At 62.6% G+C, this 19,795-nt stretch carries 17 protein-coding genes and 1 tRNA gene; 6 read left to right on the forward strand and 12 right to left on the reverse strand.

The features are described from left to right. Position 1 precedes the first annotated feature (1 nt). The 6 genes from gatC to GC119_RS03200 form a co-directional block, all read right to left on the reverse strand. Positions 2 to 307 (reverse strand): Asp-tRNA(Asn)/Glu-tRNA(Gln) amidotransferase subunit GatC, encoded by a 306-nt coding sequence (gatC, locus tag GC119_RS03175; protein ID WP_070573758.1) that lies wholly within the window; start codon positions 305 to 307, stop codon positions 2 to 4. Positions 308 to 359: 52 nt separating this feature from the next. Then, positions 360 to 2,546, reverse strand: a complete 2,187-nt coding sequence (ligA, locus tag GC119_RS03180; protein WP_151952435.1) for an NAD-dependent DNA ligase LigA — start codon at positions 2,544 to 2,546, stop codon at positions 360 to 362. Continuing rightward, a complete protein-coding gene (locus tag GC119_RS03185) occupies positions 2,543 to 3,700 on the reverse strand; it encodes a hypothetical protein (protein ID WP_070573754.1) in 1,158 nt (385 codons plus the stop codon). The genes ligA and GC119_RS03185 overlap by 4 nt, the downstream gene beginning before the upstream one ends. Next, complete coding sequence (locus tag GC119_RS03190) at positions 3,697 to 5,814, reverse strand: S9 family peptidase (RefSeq protein ID WP_070777815.1); 2,118 nt, start codon at positions 5,812 to 5,814, stop codon at positions 3,697 to 3,699. The genes GC119_RS03185 and GC119_RS03190 overlap by 4 nt, the downstream gene beginning before the upstream one ends. Position 5,815: 1 nt before the next feature. Then, positions 5,816 to 6,970 (reverse strand): tRNA 2-thiouridine(34) synthase MnmA, encoded by a 1,155-nt coding sequence (gene mnmA / locus GC119_RS03195; protein ID WP_070573750.1) that lies wholly within the window; start codon positions 6,968 to 6,970, stop codon positions 5,816 to 5,818. Between the two features lie 68 nt (positions 6,971 to 7,038). Then, on the reverse strand, positions 7,039 to 8,268 hold the full coding sequence (locus GC119_RS03200) for a cysteine desulfurase family protein (RefSeq protein WP_151952436.1): 1,230 nt from the start codon (positions 8,266 to 8,268) through the stop codon (positions 7,039 to 7,041). Positions 8,269 to 8,306: 38 nt separating this feature from the next. Between GC119_RS03200 and GC119_RS03205 the strand changes: the two genes are divergently transcribed. Together GC119_RS03205 and GC119_RS03210 are read left to right on the forward strand one after the other, a co-directional pair. Then, positions 8,307 to 8,654 carry a hypothetical protein gene (locus GC119_RS03205; protein WP_070573747.1) on the forward strand — a complete coding sequence of 116 codons (348 nt, stop codon included), beginning with the start codon at positions 8,307 to 8,309 and terminating at the stop codon, positions 8,652 to 8,654. Positions 8,655 to 8,686: 32 nt separating this feature from the next. Continuing rightward, positions 8,687 to 9,085, forward strand: a complete 399-nt coding sequence (locus GC119_RS03210; RefSeq protein WP_070777865.1) for a hypothetical protein — start codon at positions 8,687 to 8,689, stop codon at positions 9,083 to 9,085. A gap of 94 nt (positions 9,086 to 9,179) precedes the next feature. Here GC119_RS03210 and GC119_RS03215 read toward each other — a convergent pair whose 3' ends face one another. The 4 genes from GC119_RS03215 to GC119_RS03230 are packed head-to-tail and all read right to left on the reverse strand — an operon-like array spanning position 9,180 to position 13,501. Further along, positions 9,180 to 10,187 (reverse strand): hypothetical protein, encoded by a 1,008-nt coding sequence (locus GC119_RS03215; RefSeq protein ID WP_070573745.1) that lies wholly within the window; start codon positions 10,185 to 10,187, stop codon positions 9,180 to 9,182. Continuing rightward, positions 10,184 to 10,837 carry a hypothetical protein gene (locus GC119_RS03220; RefSeq protein WP_070573743.1) on the reverse strand — a complete coding sequence of 218 codons (654 nt, stop codon included), beginning with the start codon at positions 10,835 to 10,837 and terminating at the stop codon, positions 10,184 to 10,186. Before GC119_RS03220 ends, GC119_RS03215 begins: the two co-directional genes overlap by 4 nt. Continuing rightward, positions 10,837 to 11,829 (reverse strand): tetratricopeptide repeat protein, encoded by a 993-nt coding sequence (locus GC119_RS03225; RefSeq protein ID WP_151952437.1) that lies wholly within the window; start codon positions 11,827 to 11,829, stop codon positions 10,837 to 10,839. Before GC119_RS03225 ends, GC119_RS03220 begins: the two co-directional genes overlap by 1 nt. Positions 11,830 to 11,839: 10 nt before the next feature. Next, entirely contained in the window at positions 11,840 to 13,501 is a 1,662-nt protein-coding gene (locus GC119_RS03230) for a hypothetical protein (RefSeq protein WP_151952438.1), read from the reverse strand. Positions 13,502 to 13,604: 103 nt separating this feature from the next. On the opposite strand from GC119_RS03230, the gene orn reads away from it, so the two are divergent. The 3 genes from orn to GC119_RS03245 are packed head-to-tail and all read left to right on the forward strand — an operon-like array spanning position 13,605 to position 16,516. Beyond that, the gene (gene orn, locus GC119_RS03235) at positions 13,605 to 14,276 is read left to right on the forward strand and encodes an oligoribonuclease (RefSeq protein WP_226829224.1); all 672 of its coding nucleotides are present in this window, start codon (positions 13,605 to 13,607) and stop codon (positions 14,274 to 14,276) included. A 2-nt stretch (positions 14,277 to 14,278) separates the two neighbouring features. Further along, entirely contained in the window at positions 14,279 to 15,994 is a 1,716-nt protein-coding gene (locus GC119_RS03240; RefSeq protein WP_070777813.1) for a hypothetical protein, read from the forward strand. Between the two features lie 3 nt (positions 15,995 to 15,997). Next, complete coding sequence (locus GC119_RS03245) at positions 15,998 to 16,516, forward strand: methylated-DNA--[protein]-cysteine S-methyltransferase (protein WP_070777812.1); 519 nt, start codon at positions 15,998 to 16,000, stop codon at positions 16,514 to 16,516. Between the two features lie 54 nt (positions 16,517 to 16,570). On the opposite strand, the gene GC119_RS03250 is transcribed toward GC119_RS03245, so the two are convergent. Further along, on the reverse strand, positions 16,571 to 16,828 hold the full coding sequence (locus GC119_RS03250; protein ID WP_070777811.1) for a hypothetical protein: 258 nt from the start codon (positions 16,826 to 16,828) through the stop codon (positions 16,571 to 16,573). A 771-nt stretch (positions 16,829 to 17,599) separates the two neighbouring features. Further along, positions 17,600 to 19,318 (reverse strand): hypothetical protein, encoded by a 1,719-nt coding sequence (locus GC119_RS03255; RefSeq protein ID WP_070573735.1) that lies wholly within the window; start codon positions 19,316 to 19,318, stop codon positions 17,600 to 17,602. A 261-nt stretch (positions 19,319 to 19,579) separates the two neighbouring features. On the opposite strand from GC119_RS03255, the gene GC119_RS03260 reads away from it, so the two are divergent. After that, positions 19,580 to 19,655: transfer RNA gene (locus GC119_RS03260), tRNA-His, on the forward strand. Positions 19,656 to 19,795: the final 140 nt, after the last annotated feature.

Raw genomic sequence — 19,795 nt, forward strand, 5'->3', positions numbered from 1 at the left:
GTCAGTCCTCCCCGAGAATCTGCGGGACGAGGAACTTGTCGTCTTCCTGCGCCGGAGCGCCGGAGAGAGCCTGTTCCGGGGTGAGAACGGGACCCACAGCATCGGGCCGCAGGACGTTGGTCAGGGCGATGGGGTGGCTGGTTGCCGGAATGTCGTCCCCGACGGCTTCTTTGACCTGGGCGACAGCACTGATGATGGTGCCGAGGTCGTCAGCGAGTCCTGTGAGTTCTTCATCGCTCATTGCGATGCGCGACAGCTGCGCCAAGTGCGCAATCTGTTCGGATGTGATTGCGGATTCCTCCGACATCGTCACCCTTTCTGATTGATCTAACTGCTGGTCTGATTGTACTTCCGCCGGTTCAGTCGTCTTTTCCGGCCAACAGTGCGTTGAACTGCTCTTCTGTCAGGACCGGGATGCCGAGTTCTTCTGCTTTTGCGAGTTTCGAACCGGCCTTTTCGCCTGCCAGAAGGTAGTCGGTTTTCTTCGATACGGAACTGGCTGCTTTGCCCCCGGCGGCGATGATGGCCTCTTTCACGGAGTCTCGCGTGTAGCCTTCGAGGGAACCGGTGGCCACGACTGTTTTGCCCTCAAGCGGTTTAGGGCCAGCTTCTTCGGGGCTTTCGGCGGCTTCGTCTGCCATGGACACCCCGGCTGCGCTCCAGCGGTCGACGATTTGTGCGTGCCAGTCAACGTCGAACCAGTCGATGAGCGACTGGGCGATTGTCGTGCCCACGCCTTCGACTTCGGTCAGCGCGTCGAGGTCTGCTGCCCGCAGCGCCTCCATTGAACCGAAGTGAGCCGCGAGCGCCCGTGCCGCAGTGGGGCCCACGTGGCGGATGGACAGCGCAACGAGCACGCGCCACAGCGGTCTGTCTTTTGCACCTTCGATTTCCTGGAGCATGCGCAGAGTTCCCGCAGACGGCTGGGCCGGGGTTTTGATCTGGCCCTTGTCCGGGCCCGAGGTGTAGTACTCGGGCTGGTTGTAGAAGTAGCGGACGCGCTTGATGTTGCCGGTGGGCACACCGTTCTTCTTTTCTTCGCGTTCGACCCACACGTCTGCGAGGTCTTCGGCTTTGAGGTCGAACAGGCCGGCCTCTGAGAGCAGCGGCGGTTCGTCTGGGCTCAGGGGGTTGGTCAGGGCGAGCGCAGCTTCTTCGCCGAGGGCTTCGATGTCCAGTGCTGCGCGGGAGGCCAGGTAGAACAGGCGGTTGGCCACTTGCGAGGGACACGTTTGGGAGTTCGGGCAGCGCAGGTCGCGGTCGCCCTCTTTCTGTTCGACCAGTTCCGTGCCGCAGTCGGGGCATGTGGTGGGCATGTGCCATTCGGTTTCTGTGCCGTCGCGGTTTTCAACCACCGGTCCGAGGATTTCGGGGATGATGTCGCCGGCTTTGCGCAGAATGACGGTGTCGCCGATGAGCACGCCTTTGCGTTTGACCTCGTAGCCGTTGTGCAGGGTGGCCTTTTCGACCGTGGACCCGTCGACCAGGACGGGTTCCATAATGGCGAAAGGTGTGACCCGGCCGGTGCGGCCAACCTGCACGCGGATGTCCAGCAGTTCTGTGGTGACTTCTTCTGGCGGGTACTTGTACGCGCACGCCCAGCGGGGTGCTCGCGATGTATAGCCCAGCTGTTCCTGCACCGCGAAATCGTCGATTTTGATGACGATGCCGTCGATGTCGTGCAGGAGGTCGTGCCGGTGTTCGGCGTAGTGCTCGATGTAGGCGTGGACGTCGTCTTCGGTTTCGCAGTGCTTGTAGTACTGCGAAATGGGCAGACCCCACTTACCCAGAATGTCGTAGACCTCAGACTGGCGCTTGGGCAGTTCTTGGCCGCCACCGGTCACCCAGGCGGCAACACCGTGGACGAGCATGCGCAGCGGCCTCTGGGCTGTGACCTTGGGGTCTTTTTGGCGCAGCGAGCCGGCCGCGGCGTTGCGCGGATTGGCGAAGGGGTCCTTGCCGGCGTCAATGAGGCCCGCGTTGAGATCTGCGAAGTCTTTCAGCGGGAAGAAGACTTCACCGCGGATTTCGACCTGTGCCGGTGGGGTGTCGGTGTCCAGTTTCAGTGGGATGTCTTTCAGCGTGCGGATGTTCCCCGTGATGTCTTCGCCGGTGTAGCCATCACCGCGGGTGGCAGCACGCACCAGTGTGCCGTCGCGGTAGAGCAGATTGCACGCCAGACCGTCGATTTTGACTTCCGACAAAAACTGCGTGCCGGCGGGAACACTGCGCTTGACCCGGGCAAACCAGGCATCGAGTTCTTCTACCGAGAAGACGTCCTCCAGAGAGTACATGCGGGCCACGTGATCGACCGGTGCGAAGGCTTCTGTGTCAACGCCGCCGCCGACTTTCTGAGTGGGTGAATCCGCCGTGGCCAGTTCCGGAAACTCAGCTTCGAGCTGTTCGAGTTCTCCCATGAGAGCGTCGAAGTCGGCGTCGGGAATCGTGGGGGCGTCCCGCACGTAATAGGCCTCGCGGTGTTCTTCGATTTCAGCGCGCAGCCGGGCAGCGCGTTCGGCTGCCTGTTCCGGTGAATAGGTGCTCATTCTTCTTCTTTCAGCGCGTTGTGAATATCCGCAGCGGCCGCCATGAGACTGCGGGATGTGCCCGTGTCAGCTTCTGCTGGCAGCAGACCGGCCGAAACTGGTTCGGCAAAGCCGGTGAGAACCCCGAACTGGGCTGCCGAGGCGCGGCTCATGCCGATTCTGTTCCACGGTTCCCACACTAACTCCAGGGTCTGACGCAGCCGCGCCCGCTGGATGCTGTGCGGGAAGTTAAGCCACACCTCGTGCCCGGCATCGGCCCATTCGGCCAGCCGCTCCCACTGGGCAAGAACGGCGGGCGCTTCACCAGGAGAGCCGATTGACCCAGACCCAGTCGGCAGGTCGACCACAATCGAGCCAACACCGATGTCGAGCAGCTGGTCAGCGTGCCGAATGTCCTTCCCGCCGATGCGCACCGTGGCGAGTTTCGGCACGTGCAGCAGCGGAGCACTGCCACACCGGGCCAGAAATGACTGCAGTCCCGTGAAAACGGCCTGCTCTGGCAAGCTGGGCAGGGTCCGAAAGCCGGAATCTGTGGGCACTGACCCGGTGAGGATCGGGTCCAGGTGCCTCTCCACAATCCGTGCCCGAGGCGCCCGTCCGGTCCTGCGCTCCACTTCGGCCAGGTGTGCCTGGGCGGCGAAGGCGTAGGCCTGCAGGACATCGCGGACAGCCCCGAAGTCTGACAGAACGGGTGCGCCCGACGGCAGTGACATGTGGCGAATCAGGTGCCACGGGCCGGGCAGGGTGAGGAGTGTGGGGCGTTCGTCGTGGTATTCCTCAACAGCGTCGAGAATCTGGGCGGTGTGGGAGCGGCTGAGCCGCTGTTCGCGTCCTTCTCCCCTGGCCAGTCGCCATCCTGCGGCGGTGAGGTCGACGGGCAGGTCGAGCATTCCCGTCGCGGGTGCGAGGAAGTCCAGTGCCCAGCGGGTTCCGCCTTCGGCCGGCTGGGCAATCTGGGGAATCGCAGGAAGCCCTTCACCGAGTGCGGTGACGGCGGCGCTGAAAGCTTCGCGCGGTTCAGTTCCCGCCCACACCCCGGTTGTTGCCGTTGAGGATGCGGTGGGTGTCTCCAGCGACGCGGCGTGCGGCAGGGCGGTCTGTCGATTGGAACCGTCGTGTTCGGCTGCCGCCTGTGTCAAGCGGTCGTGGTTCACCGTCCGCGGCCTCGCAGCTGCACGGGCGGAACGTCAACGGCGAAGCCCATGATGCGGCCGTAGAAGCTTAGCTCCTCTTCCAGTGAGGTGCGAATGGCTTCGGGATCGGTGAAGCCGTGCCCTTCGTCGGGGAAGAATCGTGCGGCGTAGGGCAGGTTGGCCTTTTCGAGCGCCTCGATGAGCGCACGTGCTTGGTTCGGCGGCACGACGGTGTCTTTTTCGCCCTGGAAGACGGCCACGGGCGCGCTGATGTCTTTGAGGTTCGTCAGCGGTGATGCCTTCCTAAGAGCTTCGGAATCCCCTGATCCACCGCCCACGAGGCCTTCCAGGTAGCGGGATTCGAAGTCGTGGGTGTCTTCGGCGAGTGAACGAAGGTCGACAACCCCGAAGTAGGAGCTTCCGCACGCAAAGACATCCGTGGTGGTCAGCGCCTGCAGAACAGTGAGCCCACCGGCGGAACCGCCGCTGATGGACACCCGGTTCGGATCGATGTCGCCGTCATCGGCCAAGCCCCTGACGACGGTCGCGGTGTCGGCAACGTCAAGAACGCCCCACTGGCCGTTGAGCGCTTCCCGGTACTGCCTGCCCATTCCGGTGGAGCCGCGGTAGTTGACGTCGACGACCGCTATCCCGCGGGACGTGAAGTACGCGTGGCGCAGGCTCACACGCGGCACGGCGCGGGAGGTCGGTCCGCCGTGCACAAACGCCACGCACGGAGGGACCTGATCAGTGCTGCTGTCGAGGCGGAGGTCCGGGTCCGCTGCGCTGTCCGGGTTGGTCTCGCTGGCGGGACCCGAGGCGGTGCCCGGCCTGCGCGGCGGGTACCAGACGGCTTGGATGCCGGAGTATTCGCGCACTTCGGCTCGCGGCAGGTATTCGGCAATAGCCGACCAGTCCTCCGGCAGCACGATCGAAAGAGCAAGCGGGTCGAGTTCACCCGATGCAATGTCAAAGGTGTACAGGCCGTCAACCCGGTTGCGCCCACCTGCCCGAATAAGGGCGACAGTGTCGTTGAAGTCCTCGATTTCGGCCCAGTCGATATCGGCGCCGAAGTCCAGCGGGCCGCCGTCCTGTTCGTCGGGCTTGCTGTCAGCCCACAGAAGCGCGCTCGTGCGCTCAGTTGTGATGCCATCGCGTGCGGCTGCCGCCACAATCCTCTGTCCGCCCAGAACCGGCAGGTACCAGCGTGTGCCCAGTGTCCACAGCGGACCGCCGATCTCACCGTGATCTTCAAAAACTGGGACTAACTCCGCCTCGCGAGTTCCTGGTGTGCCGAGTGCGCGAGCCCGGAAAACCGGCACATCGAGGTTCACCAGGCTCCATTTGCCGGAGATGTCCGTGCTCACCGTGAGGGTGGAGCGGCTGCACCATTCGGGCTGGAGGATGGACTGGCGCTGCTGTGTGCCCATGATCGCCACGGGCGGGCCCTGCGGTTTGAGGGTCTGCGGGTCGAGGTCTGCAAGCCACAGGCAGGTGGCGTCCCACGGCATGTCCGGATGATCCCAGCCGATGAACGCGACGTGTTTCCTGTCGGGTGACAGCCGCGGATAGGCGATGAAGTGCGGGCGGTCCTCTCCCGTCCAGTCCGCGGGGAAAAGGGAGCGCACGGGCTCCTCGGCGTGCGGGTCGATGAGCACAAGGTCCCGCACAATCTCATGCGGGTGCGCCCCTCGGAGTTCCCGCACCGCGGTGAAAACGGCCCCCGCGGCGGTGATGTCACCGAAGCACACCCGCCCGCCGGAATCGTCCGTCAGCGCCTGCGGATCGGTGGTCGGGCTGACTGTGTAGAGCCGCTGGGAAGCCTTGTCAACGAATACGACCGTGCCGTTATCCGCACAGTCCCACGCGCCGCCGCCGTACTCGTGAACGCGCGAACCGGCGCTGAGGTTCTCCGGCAGAATGTCGCGGGACTCGCCGTCGCCGTCGCGGAAGAAAATGCCCACACCCGGCTGGCCGGCCCGGCGCTGGGAGAAGAGAACACCGCCTGGGGTGAAGCGGGCCCGGTCAATGGGCCTGGTTCCTGCCGCTGCGAGTGCGGCCGTGATGGGCGAAGTGAGCGGTGAGCCGCCTGTCGGCCCGAACGACGAACCGGGTGCTGCGGACTGGCCGGGCATGTCAGGCCGCCGTACGGTCGATGGTGGCTTGTCCGAGCACCCTGGTGCCGTCGTAGACGACCATTGTCTGGCCGGGTGCAACACCGCTTAAGGGTTCGTCAACGCTGATGTGCATGAGCTGCCCGGCAGGGCGAGCCTGTGGGACGTTGAATTCGGTTTCCGGAGGATCAGGCAGGTAGTCGCCCATCCACATCCGTGCTGGAACGGGCTCAGCGTGCGCGCGGATCTGCACTTCACAGTCCATGGCGTGTTCTTCGGAGCTTCCGGCCGCTTCTGGCGGCTGGCCGCACCACGTGGTGCGGATGCCCGTCAGTCGGGTAATAGAAAGATCCGGTCGCTGGCCCACCGTGACGGTGTTCGTTCGAGTGTCAACGTCGACCACATAGCGGGGTTTGCCGTCGGCGGTCGGCTTGTCAATGCCCAGGCCCTTGCGCTGGCCGATGGTGTAGGACTGTGCGCCGTCGTGTTCGCCCAGGATTTCGCCCTCTTTGTCTTTGATGAGACCGGGACGCATGGGGATCTTGTCTGCCAGCCACGCTTTTGTATTGCCGTCGGGAATGAAGCAGATGTCATAGGAGTCCGGCTTGTTTGCCACGGGGAAGCCGCGCTCGGCGGCTTCGGCCCGAACATCGGCTTTTGCAGCGCTGGCGCCGATGGGGAAATAGCAGTGGCGCAGCTGCTGTTCTGTCAGCACACCCAGCACATAGGACTGGTCTTTGTTCATGTCCTGGCCGCGGTGCAGCTGTGGGTGATCGTCAACCCACTGAATTTCCGCGTAGTGGCCGGTGGCAATCGCGTCAAAGCCCAAGGCGAGCGCACGGTCGAGCAGAGCGGCGAACTTGATGCGCTCATTGCAGCGCATACACGGGTTCGGGGTGCGGCCCTGCGAGTATTCGGCAATGAAGTCATCGACGATGTCCTCTTTGAAGCGCTCGGAGAAATCCCACACGTAGAACGGAATGTCGAGCATGCCCGCCACGCGCGCGGCATCCCGTGAGTCTTCGATGGTGCAGCAGCCGCGCGAACCCGTGCGCAGGGTGCCGGGCATACGCGACAGCGCCAAGTGCACGCCGACGACTTCGTGTCCGGCGTCCTTGGCTCGTGCGGCGGCAACGGCGGAGTCCACACCGCCGGACATGGCTGCCAGTACCTTCACGGTCCCTCCTTCAGTTCAGCGCCTGGCTGTTAAGCGCTCGGGCCATTGATTCTATTCCGAACTGCGGGTCAGTCCGCCTGGCTCCAGTCATAGGCGGAGTTCATACCGGCTTTGCGCGCCTGCTCAACAACACCGGGCAGCGCCTCAATGAGCTTGTCGACTTCCTCTTGCGTGGTTCCGTGGCCCAGTGTGAAGCGCTGGGATGAGCGCGCCTGGTCTTCGCGGCACCCGCAGGCCAGGAGCACGTGGCTGGGCCGGTTGACCCCGGCGCTGCAGGCCGAACCTGCCGAGGTGGCAAAGCCGGCAGCGTCCAGCAGGAACAGAAGGGAATCGGCTTCCGCCCCGGGGAAGGTGAAGTGGACGTTCCCCGGCAGTCGGTCCTCGCGGTGACCTGACAGGTGAGCATCCGGGACATTCGCCTCGATACCGGCGATCAGCCGGTCACGAAGACCGGACAGACGCGGCGCCTCGTGCTCTATGCCGCCTGCTGCCTCCTGAGCGGCGGCGGCAAAAGCGGCAGCCCCGGCAACATCGAGAGTGCCCGAACGCAGTGAGCGCTCCTGCCCACCGCCGTGCAGCACGGGAACGGCCTTGACGTCGCGGGCCAGAATGAGCGCGCCGATGCCAACCGGGCCGCCGATCTTGTGGGCCGTGACCGTCATCGCATCCACGCCCAGATCGGCAAAGTTCAGGGGCAGCTGGCCGAATGCCTGCACCGCGTCAGTGTGGATGGGAACTCCCGCGGCCTTTGCGAGCGCCGCTGCCTGTTGGACCGGCTGAACCGTTCCAATCTCATTATTGGCGAACATGATCGACACGAGTGCGGTGCGCTCACCGTGTTCGTCCAGAAGCTCTTCGAGGTGTTCGAGGCTTATCCGGCCATCGGCGTCAACATCGACCAGAAGCACCTGCGCGCCCTGCGTTTCCAGCCAACCGGCGGTGTCCAATACGGCGTTGTGCTCAATCGGGGTGGTGATGATCACCGGATGGGACAGCTGAGAGATGCTTTCCGGTGTGCCCGTCCCTTCCGCGGGCACGCCGTTGCGGTGCCAGAACAGGCCCTTGATAGCCAGGTTGTCGGCTTCTGTGCCGCCGGAGGTGAGCACCACCTCGGCCGGGGTTGAAGCGCCGACTGCCTCAGCCAGTGCTTCGCGCGAATCTTCCAAACGCAGACGCGACTGCTGGCCCAGCGAATGCAGGGCCGACGGGTTGCCGATTCTCTGCAGCTCGTCCGTATACGCCGCAAGCGCGGTCGGGCGCATGGGCGATGTCGCTGCATAGTCGAAATAGGAACGCACACACTGAGTCTAACGACCCCGGCGCTACACTCTTAGGCGTGATTGCGTTCCTCACCTACGCCCAGTATGCGGCCGCTGCGGTGCTCGCCATATGGGGCACCGTCCAGGCTCTGCGAAACCGTCCGGCGCCGATCTCAATGATCGTGTGGGCAGGTGCGGTGCTTGCGCTGCTGATAGTTCAGCTGATCACCGGCATTGTGCTTTTCGGGCAGACGAACGCCGACCCGCTGCTGTTCTTCGGGTACGTACTCACCGCAATCATCCTCGTGCCGATTGCCGCGGTGTGGGGTTACATTGAGCCCAGCAAGTGGGGGCCGTGGGTGCTGGCGGCTGCCGGCGCCACCGTTATCGTCATGATTCTTCGAATGGACCAGATCTGGCTGTGAACACCGCTGTGAACACCAAGGCTTACTCTGCAATGCACTCCGGGCCGGGGCGGGCCCTGACCGCGGTGTACGGAATCTTTGCGCTGTCGGCATCGGCCAGAGCGGGCTACCAGCTTGTTTCGCATTTCGACCGGGCGCCTCTGGCCTACGGACTGTCGGCGTTTTCGGCTGTTGTCTACATTGTTGCGACTGTCTGCTTGGCAATTGCCAACCGCTCAGCGCACCGTATTGCCCTGGTGTCGGTGCTCATCGAGCTGGTCGGTGTCATCGCCGTCGGCATCTTCAGCCTGGTTCGCCCTGAGCTGTTCCCCGAAGCCACCGTGTGGTCCGGCTTCGGAATCGGCTACGGCTTTGTGCCGCTGGTGTTGCCGATACTCGGCCTGCTGTGGCTGGTCCGGGTCGACCGCATCGCCCAACAGTACAGCGCCTGAGCCGCGGGCACCTCGACCAGCGCAGTCCCGTCCCCGTCCCGGCCAGCAGCGGCTCGCACTGAGCAAGCAGCAGCTCGCCCAGCCCGTGCAGAACTCAGTCGTCGGAGTCCTTGCCCTTTGTCGAGGTCTGCTCGCCCGACAGCGGGAACCAGTCAGAGCTGGTGAGTTTTGTCTTGCCGTCACCGGTTTCAATCATGAACGGAATCGAGGCTTCGATCTCTACTCGATTGCCGCTCTTCTTCCCGGTGGTGATCGCCGAGACCTGTTTGGGAAGCGAGAAGTTGAAGTCCTTCGGCACCTCGATCGTGATGGTGCAGCGCATTTCGGCCATTGAGGTCGCCCCGCCGCTTTCGGTCTCAGCGGCGTAGTTCTCGAAGTCGATTTCCGTGTACGGCTGGCACTGCGATTCGACGCGCTTGAACGACTTGGAGTCTTTTGCATACTCGTCGACGTAGGCGCGGTAGCTCTTGAAGCCATCACCGCTGAGGTCATAGTCCTTCAGCGCTCCGCCGCCATCACCCTTAGCTCCGCTGAGGAAGTCCTTGACCGCAGTAACTGATTCGCCGAAATCCACGGCGTACTGCTTATCCGCCGGTGCCACCTGACCGTCTTCCAGGGCCAGCTTCGGCACGCGCTTGCCGTCTATGAACAGCCCCTGCTGCACACTCCAGTCGTCGTTGGCGCTGGCACGCATCACCAAAAGCGCCTGAGTGCCCGCATCGGCATCGTCGCTGCTGGCGAAGGCAAAGAACCACAGCGGATAGTCCGACTGCGCCGGACCTCCGGCGAGCACCTTGTCGAAGCCGACCGTGCCCAGCTTCTTCTTTTCGGCTTTTGCCACGAGCACTTCGGCTTTTGTCCGGTCGAGCATCGGACCGGCCTGAATCTGGTCCAGTCCCTTGCCGTCATCGGCCAGCGACTTCTGCAGCTTCTTCGTGTAGTCGGTGATGAACGCTGAACCATCGCCTGCGCGCAGCGGCTCTTTTGTATACTCACTCGACTGCGGAACAGCGGGCCTGGCGATCGGCGGGGCGCCCGAACACCCGCTCAGCAGCCCCAGTCCCGCCAGAGCTGCGGTCATTGTGCTGAGTGCGCGCTTCATCGGGATTCCTCCGCTGTCCGTGCTCTGCTTCGCGAACCGCCGACGGCGACTTTCGGCTGATCCTGTCGCCACGAGAGGAACAGCCAGACAGCAAGCGCAAAGATCATCACCGTCAAAGCCAGACCGATAAGCGCCATCGGCACAACTCCGGGGGCGTCGACCGTGATGGTGATTTTGGTGTTGGCCAAAGATCCTTCTTGCGCTGCGATCACGACCACCTGCGGGTCGCTGTCAAGGCCCAGCCGGACCGTCTGCGAGGTTCCCGTTTCCTGTGTAATCCACCAATCGCGGCTTTCGGGGTCGGAGGCAAGCTGCTCGTCCCCGGCCACAAACCTGTGGCTGATTTCGCCGGGAAGTTCGATTTCGGTGGCTTCGTCATGCGCTGTCCCCGAAAGGTAGCTGCGCACGTCCACCCCGTTGGCGGTGCCGACGAACACGGGAGTGTCGGATTCGACGGTGACTTCTGCAACCGCGTTGGTGACAGGAATGAGCTGTTGGTCGAGCATGACAGCCTGACTGCGTTCGTCAGGGGTCATCGTCTCGGTGCGCGCCTGCCCGTCGAAGCCGACGACGGACAGGGCCGAAATCACCAGCACCAAGCCCAGTATTCCCACCAGCCCCAGCAGTCCGGAGCCAAGAAGCCGCAGCATCAGAACAGCGCGCGCATCAGACGTCCGCGGGCTTTGACTACGCGCGCGTCTTCAGCGCCGACTGCATCGAACAGGTCGAGAAGGTGCAGGCGAAGCTTTTCGCGGTCGTCGCCGGCGGTGGTTCCGATCAGCGTGATCAGGCGTGTGAACGCGTCTTCAACGTGACCGCCGGCAACATCGAGGTCGGCGCAGTCGATTGCCGCATCGACCGATGTGGGGTTGTCAGCTGCGGCCTGGCGCACAGCGGCGAGGTCTATGTCGCGGGTGCGGCGCAGAAGGCCGACGCGGGCGATTCCGGCTTTTGCCTCGGCATCTGCCGGCGATTCTGCAAGTGCGTCCTTGTACACCTGTTCGGCGCGGTCGAGGTCGCCCGCTTCCAATGCCTCGAGGGCTTCGGGGTGGCGGGGGCCTTCCTGCGCCTGGGTGCCTTTGACCCAGGCGGTCTTGTGCAGGCCCGCCTGCGCGGCTGCCTGGGCGATCTGGTCGAACAGCTGGCGGATCTGCGCTTCGGGCTGCACGCCCTGGAACAGCGGGACGGGCTGGCCTTTGATGACGGCGACCACCGTCGGCAGGGCCTGCACCTGAAATGCCTGTTGGATTGCCGGGCTGGTGGCAACATCCACCAGTCCCAGCACTGCGCGGCCGGCCTGGTCTTCGACGATCTTCTGGAGGACCGGCAGAATCTGCTGGCTGTCCGGCTGCTGCCCGGAGTACAGCACAAGAACCACCGGCAGTTCCATCGACAGCCGTGCCGCCGATTCGAATGTCTGCTCGTTGACCTCGAAGGCAAGAGCGGGCACTTCGACCTGGTTGGGGCCGGGAGTTTCGCTGGACTGTTCCGCGCTGCTGGGTGTCGAACCCGCCGAGGTGCCGTGACCGCGGACTGCCGACAGGTCCAGGCCCTCCTGTTGGGCGGGCTGCTGGCCTTGTTCGTGCTGAGCCGACGCCTGCGGGCCGCCTCCGGTGTGATCAGGCTGCTGGGGAATAGTCATGTTCTCCTCGTCAGTTGTTGCCGGCCAGTTCGGCGTTGACCATTGCGGTTGACACGCCGATCAGCCGCACCTTGCCTTCGCCCTTCTTGGGCACCACAAAAGCGTAGACCTGCAGGTATTCGGTCTTCAGCGTCCGCTTGGTTTTGGTTTCGCCGACGACTTTAGCCTGGGGGTTGGGGACTGTGAGTTCACCCGTTTGGCCTCCGCGCGATTCGGGTGACAGAGACAGTGTGTGCGATGCCGAACCGATCACGATAGCCGATCCGTCCTTGGCCGACTGGGCTGCGACCTGCTGGCCGGGGCTGTATTCGACTTTGGCTGAGCCGTTGCCCTTTTCGATTTCCTTTTTGACCTTCTTGAAGGATTCGCGTTCCTGTTTGGCGAAAGCGTCGTCTTGGAAGTCGCCCTTGCGCTTGGCGCTGTCGGGCTTCTGGAGCTTTTCGGCGTAGTTTTTGACGGCGTCCTTCGGCGTCATGACCAGTCCGTCCTGGTCGGCAGGCAGAAGGCCGGAGCCGACGCGGGCGTCTTCGACTTCGGGGAACTCAGCACCGGGCAGGAGCACGGTGAGCGACCACAGGCGGTAGGGGCTGCGGGGATCCTGCTGACTGAGCATGACCAGCTGGGTCTGGTCGTTTCCGCTGACGACAGCGGATGTGACCCGCGGCCACGTGTCCGTTGCCGAAGTGAAGTTCACCTTGACATCGTCAAATGCCGGGGCGGCGGGCAGCTTGGCCTTTTTGTCTTTTTTCTTGATCTTGTAGGCACCTTCGCGCTGCTGGTGGAAGGTGCCGTCGGCACGATCGCCGAGCTTCTTCGCGTCAAGCTTGTCGTCGGCTTCCTTAACGGTGGTGTGGATTTCCTTCAGGACCCGTTCAAGCTGTTCGTCAGTGACGGAGGCTGCCGGCGCGGTGGGCGTTTGCAGCGGCTGGGGTTCGGGAAGTTCAGGAGCCCCGCAGCCGGCGAGCGCCAGGCCGGGAACAATCACGAAGGCGGAGCCCATCTGCGCCAGTCTGCGCCGACGTTCAAGGCGGGCTTCCTCACGGTCTTTTTCGCGTTTCTTCGCCCGTGTGCCGGAGATGAACAGCAGGATGCCCAGAATGATCAGAATGAGTCCCACCACGATCAGCGGCGTCGACCACGGGTTGGTGGCGTCGTTCTTCCACTCCACGGAGATCTGCAGGTTCGACTTTTCACTGCTGCCGATCAAGAACGCGGAGTCGTCGGATGGTTCGCTCCATTTGAAGGTCACCTGTTCGGGTTCAGTTGTCGAGTTTTCCCACAGATCTGCTCCCGCCGGGTTGGGCACGCTGTCTTCTTTGCCCTCGACTTTTTCTGTGCGCAGCTCGTCCTGCGATTTCAGCCCGGTGATGTCGAGATACGCAGCTTCGCCGAGCCATGCCTCGACATTGGGCTTCGATGCGTGGGCGACGGTGATGTCGCCTGCGCCCTTGACGGTGACGTGGGCTTCGCCGGGGTACAGGTTGAGGACTCCGGGCTCGATGACGGCCGCAGCAGAGCCTTCATCTGTCTGTGTGGACGCGGTAATATTGTCCGGCGGTGCCCACACGGTCTTCTGAAGAACTCCGACGACGCCGAGAACAGCGCCCAGGACGATCATCACGACTGCAGCTATTGAGCGCACGCGCTCCCCTTCGATCAGCTTGTGGTTCAACTGTCTATTCTACGTACCCCGAAATATCGAGTTCTGGGCGGACTCCCAGCGGTGCTGGCACGTGCACCGGGCTGTGTCAGACCACAACGCTAGTATTGGGCTCGTGGCTGTAGACAGAATTGTATGGATTGACTGTGAGATGACCGGCCTTGAGGTCGGCACGGACGAACTGATCGAAGTCGCGGCGATTGTCACTGACTTCGATCTCAAACCGCTTGATGACGGCATCGACATCGTCATCAAGCCGTCCGAATCCGCGCGGAACAACATGAACGATTTCGTGACCAACATGCACCGCGAATCCGGGCTGATCGACGAACTCGATCGGGGAACCACTGTCGCGCACGCGCAGAAGCAGGTGCTCGACTACATCCGCTCACACGTTCCCGTTTCCGGCAAAGCTCCGCTGGGCGGCAATTCCGTCGGCACTGACAAAATGTTCCTCCAGCAGCAGATGCCCGAACTCGTCGACTATCTGCACTACCGCATCATCGACGTCAGTTCGATCAAAGAACTCGCCAAGCGCTGGTTCCCATCGTCGTACTACTCCGCACCGGCCAAAACAGGCAACCACCGGGCTTTGGGCGATATTCTCGATTCCATAGCCGAACTGGCGTACTACCGTCGCGCTGTATTCACCTCGGAGGCCCCTGATTCGACCGCGTCGGCGCAGATTGCCTCCGCCATCACCGCTGAGTACTTTTCAGCAGAACCTTCCACCGACTCTGCCGAAAGTGACCTTCCCCAGTCCCCCGGCGCCTCGACAGACAGCTGACTATGACTACTGCCACCGCTCCCCTCGCTGCCGCTGACGAAAGTAATGAAGTCCCGCTGGGCAAACGCGACTCCAAATATCGCTTCTTCGAAATGATCCCGGCTGTCTTCAGCTACGGGAATCTCGCGGCCGTCGTCGTTCTTTCGCTCATACACCCCACGTGGGGTGCGCTGTGGGTGCTTGTAATCGTCGCCTACATGTTCATTCGGGGTGTGCGCGGTGCAGTCGATCTTGTGCGCGGGCTGCGCCGCTTTCGCCTCGCCGCTCGAGTCGACTGGAATGCGCGTCTTCTTGATCTTGCGCTGGTCATGGACGGCAAGCGGGTGCCGCCGACCCCACCGGGGTCGTTTCGCGCAGACCAGCATCGGCAGCTTCTGCGCCAAGTGAGGAAAAACCCCCAGAACTACCCTCACCCTGCCCGGGTCCAGCACGCTGTCATCATCGCGGCGTACAACGAACCGTACGAAGTCATCGAACCCACCATCCGCGGGCTGCTGTACACAACAACCCCATCGGAGCACCTGCACATCTTCTTCGCCTACGAAGAGCGCGGCGGCCCGGACATGCAGCTGACAGCCCAGCGGCTGAAAGAAAAGTACGGCGCGAAGTTCGGCACCTATGAGCTTGTTGAACACCCGCGTGACATCCCCGGCGAAATCACCGGCAAGGGCGGCAACATCACCTTCGCGGGCCGACGTGCGGCCGTGTGGGCAGAAGAAAGAGGCTTCGACCCTGCCGAAGTCATGGTCACCACGCTCGACTGCGACAACAAACCGTATGAAAGCTATTTCGACTACGTCGCGTATGAATACATCCGGGCTGAAGACCGCCAGCGCGCTTCCTACCAGCCCATCGCGCTGTACCTGTCGAATATCTGGGACGCCCCCGCGGTGACCCGCGTGATTGCTTCGGCCAACTGCTTCTTCAACCTCACACAGACGGTCCGACCCTTTTCGCTTCGCAACTTCGCGTCTCACTCACAACCGCTTGATGCGCTTATCGACATGGATTTCTGGTCCACGCGTACAATCGTCGAAGACGGCCACCAGTACTGGCGGTCGTACTTTCACTTCCGCGGCGACTACCGTGTGATCCCCGTCCACGTGCCCATCTACCAGGACGCCGTGCTGGCAGGAAACCTGGGCCAGTCGATCAAAGCGCAGTTCAAACAGCTCGCGCGGTGGTCCTACGGCGCTTCGGATGTTCCTTACGCCATCAAGGGCTGGGCCAATTCGAAGCCCAGGTTCTTCGGCACGCTGTGTCGCTTCATCCTGCTGTTGGAAAGCCACGTCACGCTCGCCAGCGTTTCCCTCATCATTGCCGTAGGCGGTTGGGTGCCCTTCCTCGTGCTGCGCGCCACAGGAGAAAGCGCGCCCGAATTCACCAGCAATATGCCGTTCTTGGTCGGCAGCATCCAGCAGGTTGCCATGATCATGCTGCTCACATCGCTGCTGGTGTTCGTGAATCTGCTGCCGCCGCGGCCCGTGCGCTACTCACGGCTGCGCTCAGTGTCGATGCTCGCCCAGTGGCTGCTGTTCCCCTTTACGCTCATGATCTTCAATTCCTCGACCGCGCTCGTTTCACAGGGCCGCCTGCTGTTCGGCAAATACCGCGAAAACTTCGAAGTCACGCAGAAGACGGTCGTGAAGTCGAACGTCGAGCCCTCAGCACGGCAGATCGGCCTGCAGCGCATGGACATCGAAAAAGATCGGCTCTGATCTGTGGATTCAGCCCGTCACGCCTATCTGACCCTGCCGACCGGACCCACTGTCTTCATTGCACACGGCGGGCAGCTGGTCGGCGTGCACCACGTGCCCATCAAGCACAGTCCCGAACAGGAGTTCTTCGGGCAGGAGCTCAGCTCCGCCTCGGCAGAAGACGATCCGGTCATGGGGCCAGCACTTGCACAGCTGAGTGAATACTTTGCCGGACACCGGCAGACATTCGACGTTCCGTTTGCCCTGCATGGCACGGCGGGTCAGAAGCGCATCTGGAACCTGCTGCTGGAGATTCCCTACGGCGAGCTGACCACATATGGCGAGATCGCAAAGCAGCTGGGCAAGCCCGGTATGGCTCAGGCAGTCGGCGGGGCTGTGGGACACAATCCGATCAGCATCATTGTGCCGTGCCACAGAGTGATGGGCGCCGACGGCAGCATGGTCGGCTACGCCGGCGGTATCGAGCGCAAGCGAATGCTCTTGGAGCTCGAGGGCCACACGCCTGACCGGCCCCTGTTCTAACCAGTCCCGGCTTTTCTTACCGACGGCGCTGTGAAGGGCGGTGCTTCACCGCCCTTACTCTGCTGAGCCGGCCGGGTTGTCTTCTGTTGAGCCCGCTGTGTCTTTAGCGGGCTTCGGTGAGCGGCGCAGGAACAGCCACGCTGACACGATGACCGCCAAGCCCAGCACGATTGTGAGCCCGCCCCACAGCAGGCTGGCGCTGCGGGCCTCGGGATTGTCAGAGGCACCGGCCTGGCTGCCCTTCAACGCAAAGCTTTGCTTGCCCTGCTTCTCCGATTCGGCCTGTTCGGGGGTGGGGACCGGGTCGGTCACGGTTCCTTCATTCTGCTGGGACGAAGATCCAGAACCGCTGCTGGGTCTCTGCGGAACCCAGTTGGCTCCGCCGTTGCCGGTGTCCGGCTGAGGAGCCCTCCCGCTTGAACTCTGGCTGCTGAAGCGGCCGTCCGGTGGCCGGGGACTGTTTCTGTGCGGACTGGTACGCGGCTGTCGGCGGGTGTCGTACGGAGAGTTCTTCGAGCCTTCCCGTCTGTCAGCTTCAGACTTGTCCGTCGGCTTCTGCGTGGATGATTTCGGCGGCAGTCCACCGGGTGGCCGCTGTGAGGGTTTGGGCGTCAGCGTGCCGGTTGGCCTGTCAGCAGGTTTCCGGGACGGTTTTGGATTCGGTTTGTCGGTTGGCCTGTCCGGCGGCTTCGGCGATGACTGTGTTGTCCGATTGTCCGTTGGCGGATCGGGCGGATTGCCCGCTGACCCTTCAGTGTTCTCAGCGGGCTCTTGCGACGGTTTTTCACCAGAGCCTCCGGTAGGCGGATTCGACGGCGAAGTCGGGTTGACTTTGCCGTCGGGCTGAGTGGGCACATACAGTTCTTCATTTTTGGGTTTCGCTGGCGATGCGGGCGGGTTCTCGGATGCCCCGTTGTCAGGCTGTGAAGCCGCAGGGGTGGCAAGCGTGAGGATCAGACCGAACACGGCAAAACAGCACAGTGCTGCGGCCGTGGCTTGGCGCCTGAATACCTGCTTCATGCTGCCTTCCGGTGTGTGCTCAGCGGTGCGGACTCTTCGGTGATTTTACGGATAAAACGCCCGTTATCGTCCTTTGTGTGCTTTCGCGTAGCCTCTGATTATATCGGATTCGCTGCGGACAATCGCATAGTCGCCGTCAGCGTCAACTGCCATGAGGTTGTTCTTGGTTTCGTAGGCCGCATCGCCGGCGATGATCGAAGGGGATCCGTCAACTACGGCCGGTGTGTACGACCCGCGAGGTTCACCGAAGCGCACATCATCTTCCGAAGCGTCGCGCACCAGCAGACCGCTCTTCATGTCGAACAGGTAGGGGCCGAAAACAGCCAGGCTGAACCCCTGCCCGCGTTCCCACTTGGCATCGGCGATTGCATCAGCCTGAGTTTCAACCGTTGACACGATTTTTCCCTGCTCGGTGTCGCTGACCACAATCTGCACGGGCTCGGCGGAATCGAGGCCTGTATCGCTTTCACCCCACACGGTGACGATCTTCCCGTGCCCGGCTGTCACCCATTTGAGGATCACGAGGTCCTGGCCGGGCTTTTCGAGTGCAAACTTTTCGGCCAGCCCCGTTTCGGTGTCAGAGACCGCAACCTCGCCGGAGAAGTCTGCTGTGATTACTTTTCGCCCGTCGAGCCCCATGGGTGTGAAGCCGGTTTCGACACCCACAACGGCGTGAACCTTGTCGTCGTGGAAGTGGTAGAGCTTATCGCCCGCGACGACCATGGGGGTTGTCCCAGCCAGGGAGATTTCGGCGTCGGCGGGAAGCGTGTACTTCTGTGTGGTGGTTTCACCGTCGTAGAGGACTTCCGCTTTGTCGCCTGAGCGCAGCAGCAGAGCGGGCTTGTTGTTGATTCTGGTGTCGGCTGCGATTTGAACGCTGCCGTCCATGGTGATGCTGGTGCGCTTTTTTCCGGTCGTGGGATCGAATACGTCAACACTGCGGTCTTTGACTGCAACGATCCCCCTTTCGGAGGCACTGACTGACGCGGCGGGATCGACGGGAAGTTCCCACGCGGGTTCGTTTTTGAAGCCCGGGACGATGCTCTCTGACTTCTTCAGGCTCAGCTTGGGCTGCTCAGTCGCGCCGGAAGAATCGGCCGTCGATTCCTGCAGGCCTCCATTCGGCGCTCCGACGAATGCGGGTATGACCCACAGGACGATGACCACAATGAGCATGACAGCCAGAATGATTGACGGCACGATCATCGACGGCTTGCGTTTTCTGCGCTCACCGCGGTCGGAGGGGCTGCGTGCTGGATCGTCTGAGAGAAGTCGGGTGAGAAGTGATCCGCTGCCCGGCTTGGCTGGGCCTTTCCCCACGGGCTGCGCTGTGGTGTTTTGTCCTTCGTCGCCGTTGTCTTCTTCTGCCTGGTCGTCCACCTGCGCGGGTCCGTTCGCAGGATCGGCTTCTGGGCCAGTCTCGGCTGCGGCAGTGGACTCTGCACCAGCCGAGGTGCCTGCCTGGCTGTCTGGCGCTTCCTCGGACCCAGAGGCGTCCGCCTCTGCTGTTTCTTCGGCAGGACGGTCTGTGCTGTTTGTGACCGCGTTATGCGGCTGGATAATGGGCAGTTCGCTCGTTGCAACCGAACCGTCTGTCCCGATGACTACGGAGTGGGAAGATTCGCCGTCGGCGATCTGCACGAAAATAGGGTGCTCATCGGATGCCGCCATGTCGCGGACTTTGGCGAGCGCTGCGCCCAGGTCATGGCACTGTTCCGAGGCGCCGTCGATCGTCAGAAGGACAGTTCTGTCCTCAGCAAAGCTGACGTCGGCGTGCTTCATCCTCGGGGCTTTCTACTGGGGATGGGGGTCTGTTTTCCACCTGTCAGCGGGTGTCCCGCTGTTTTCACCTGAGTGATTTTACGCGGCCCATATTGGAGTTCCCACCCGGCCCACAAAACGTTATGGCTCGTTAACCTGAGACCGATTTTGGGTCTGCCTTCTTGTTCTCACCTCGGTGTCAGCTGTGTGCCAGCTGAGCGGATTTGGCCTTGGGGCAATGTGTGGCTTAGCATGGTCAATGCTGTCTGTGAGGCAGTGATGGTGGCTATAGCTCAGCTGGTAGAGCACCGCGTTGTGGTCGCGGGGGTCGCGGGTTCAAGTCCCGTTAGCCACCCCAGGCCAAATCCCGGAACATCATTCATTCGATGTTCCGGGATTTTTGTGTTTTGGGGCTGGTGGTGTGCCGGGTCATGGTTCCCGCGCTGCGGGGCAGCCGCAGTGGTGGCCGCGATGGCCAGCCTCACCTCGTGTGCTTTC

The organism is Brevibacterium sp. Marseille-P9724 (assembly GCF_902500275.1).
GTDB lineage: Bacteria > Actinomycetota > Actinomycetes > Actinomycetales > Brevibacteriaceae > Brevibacterium.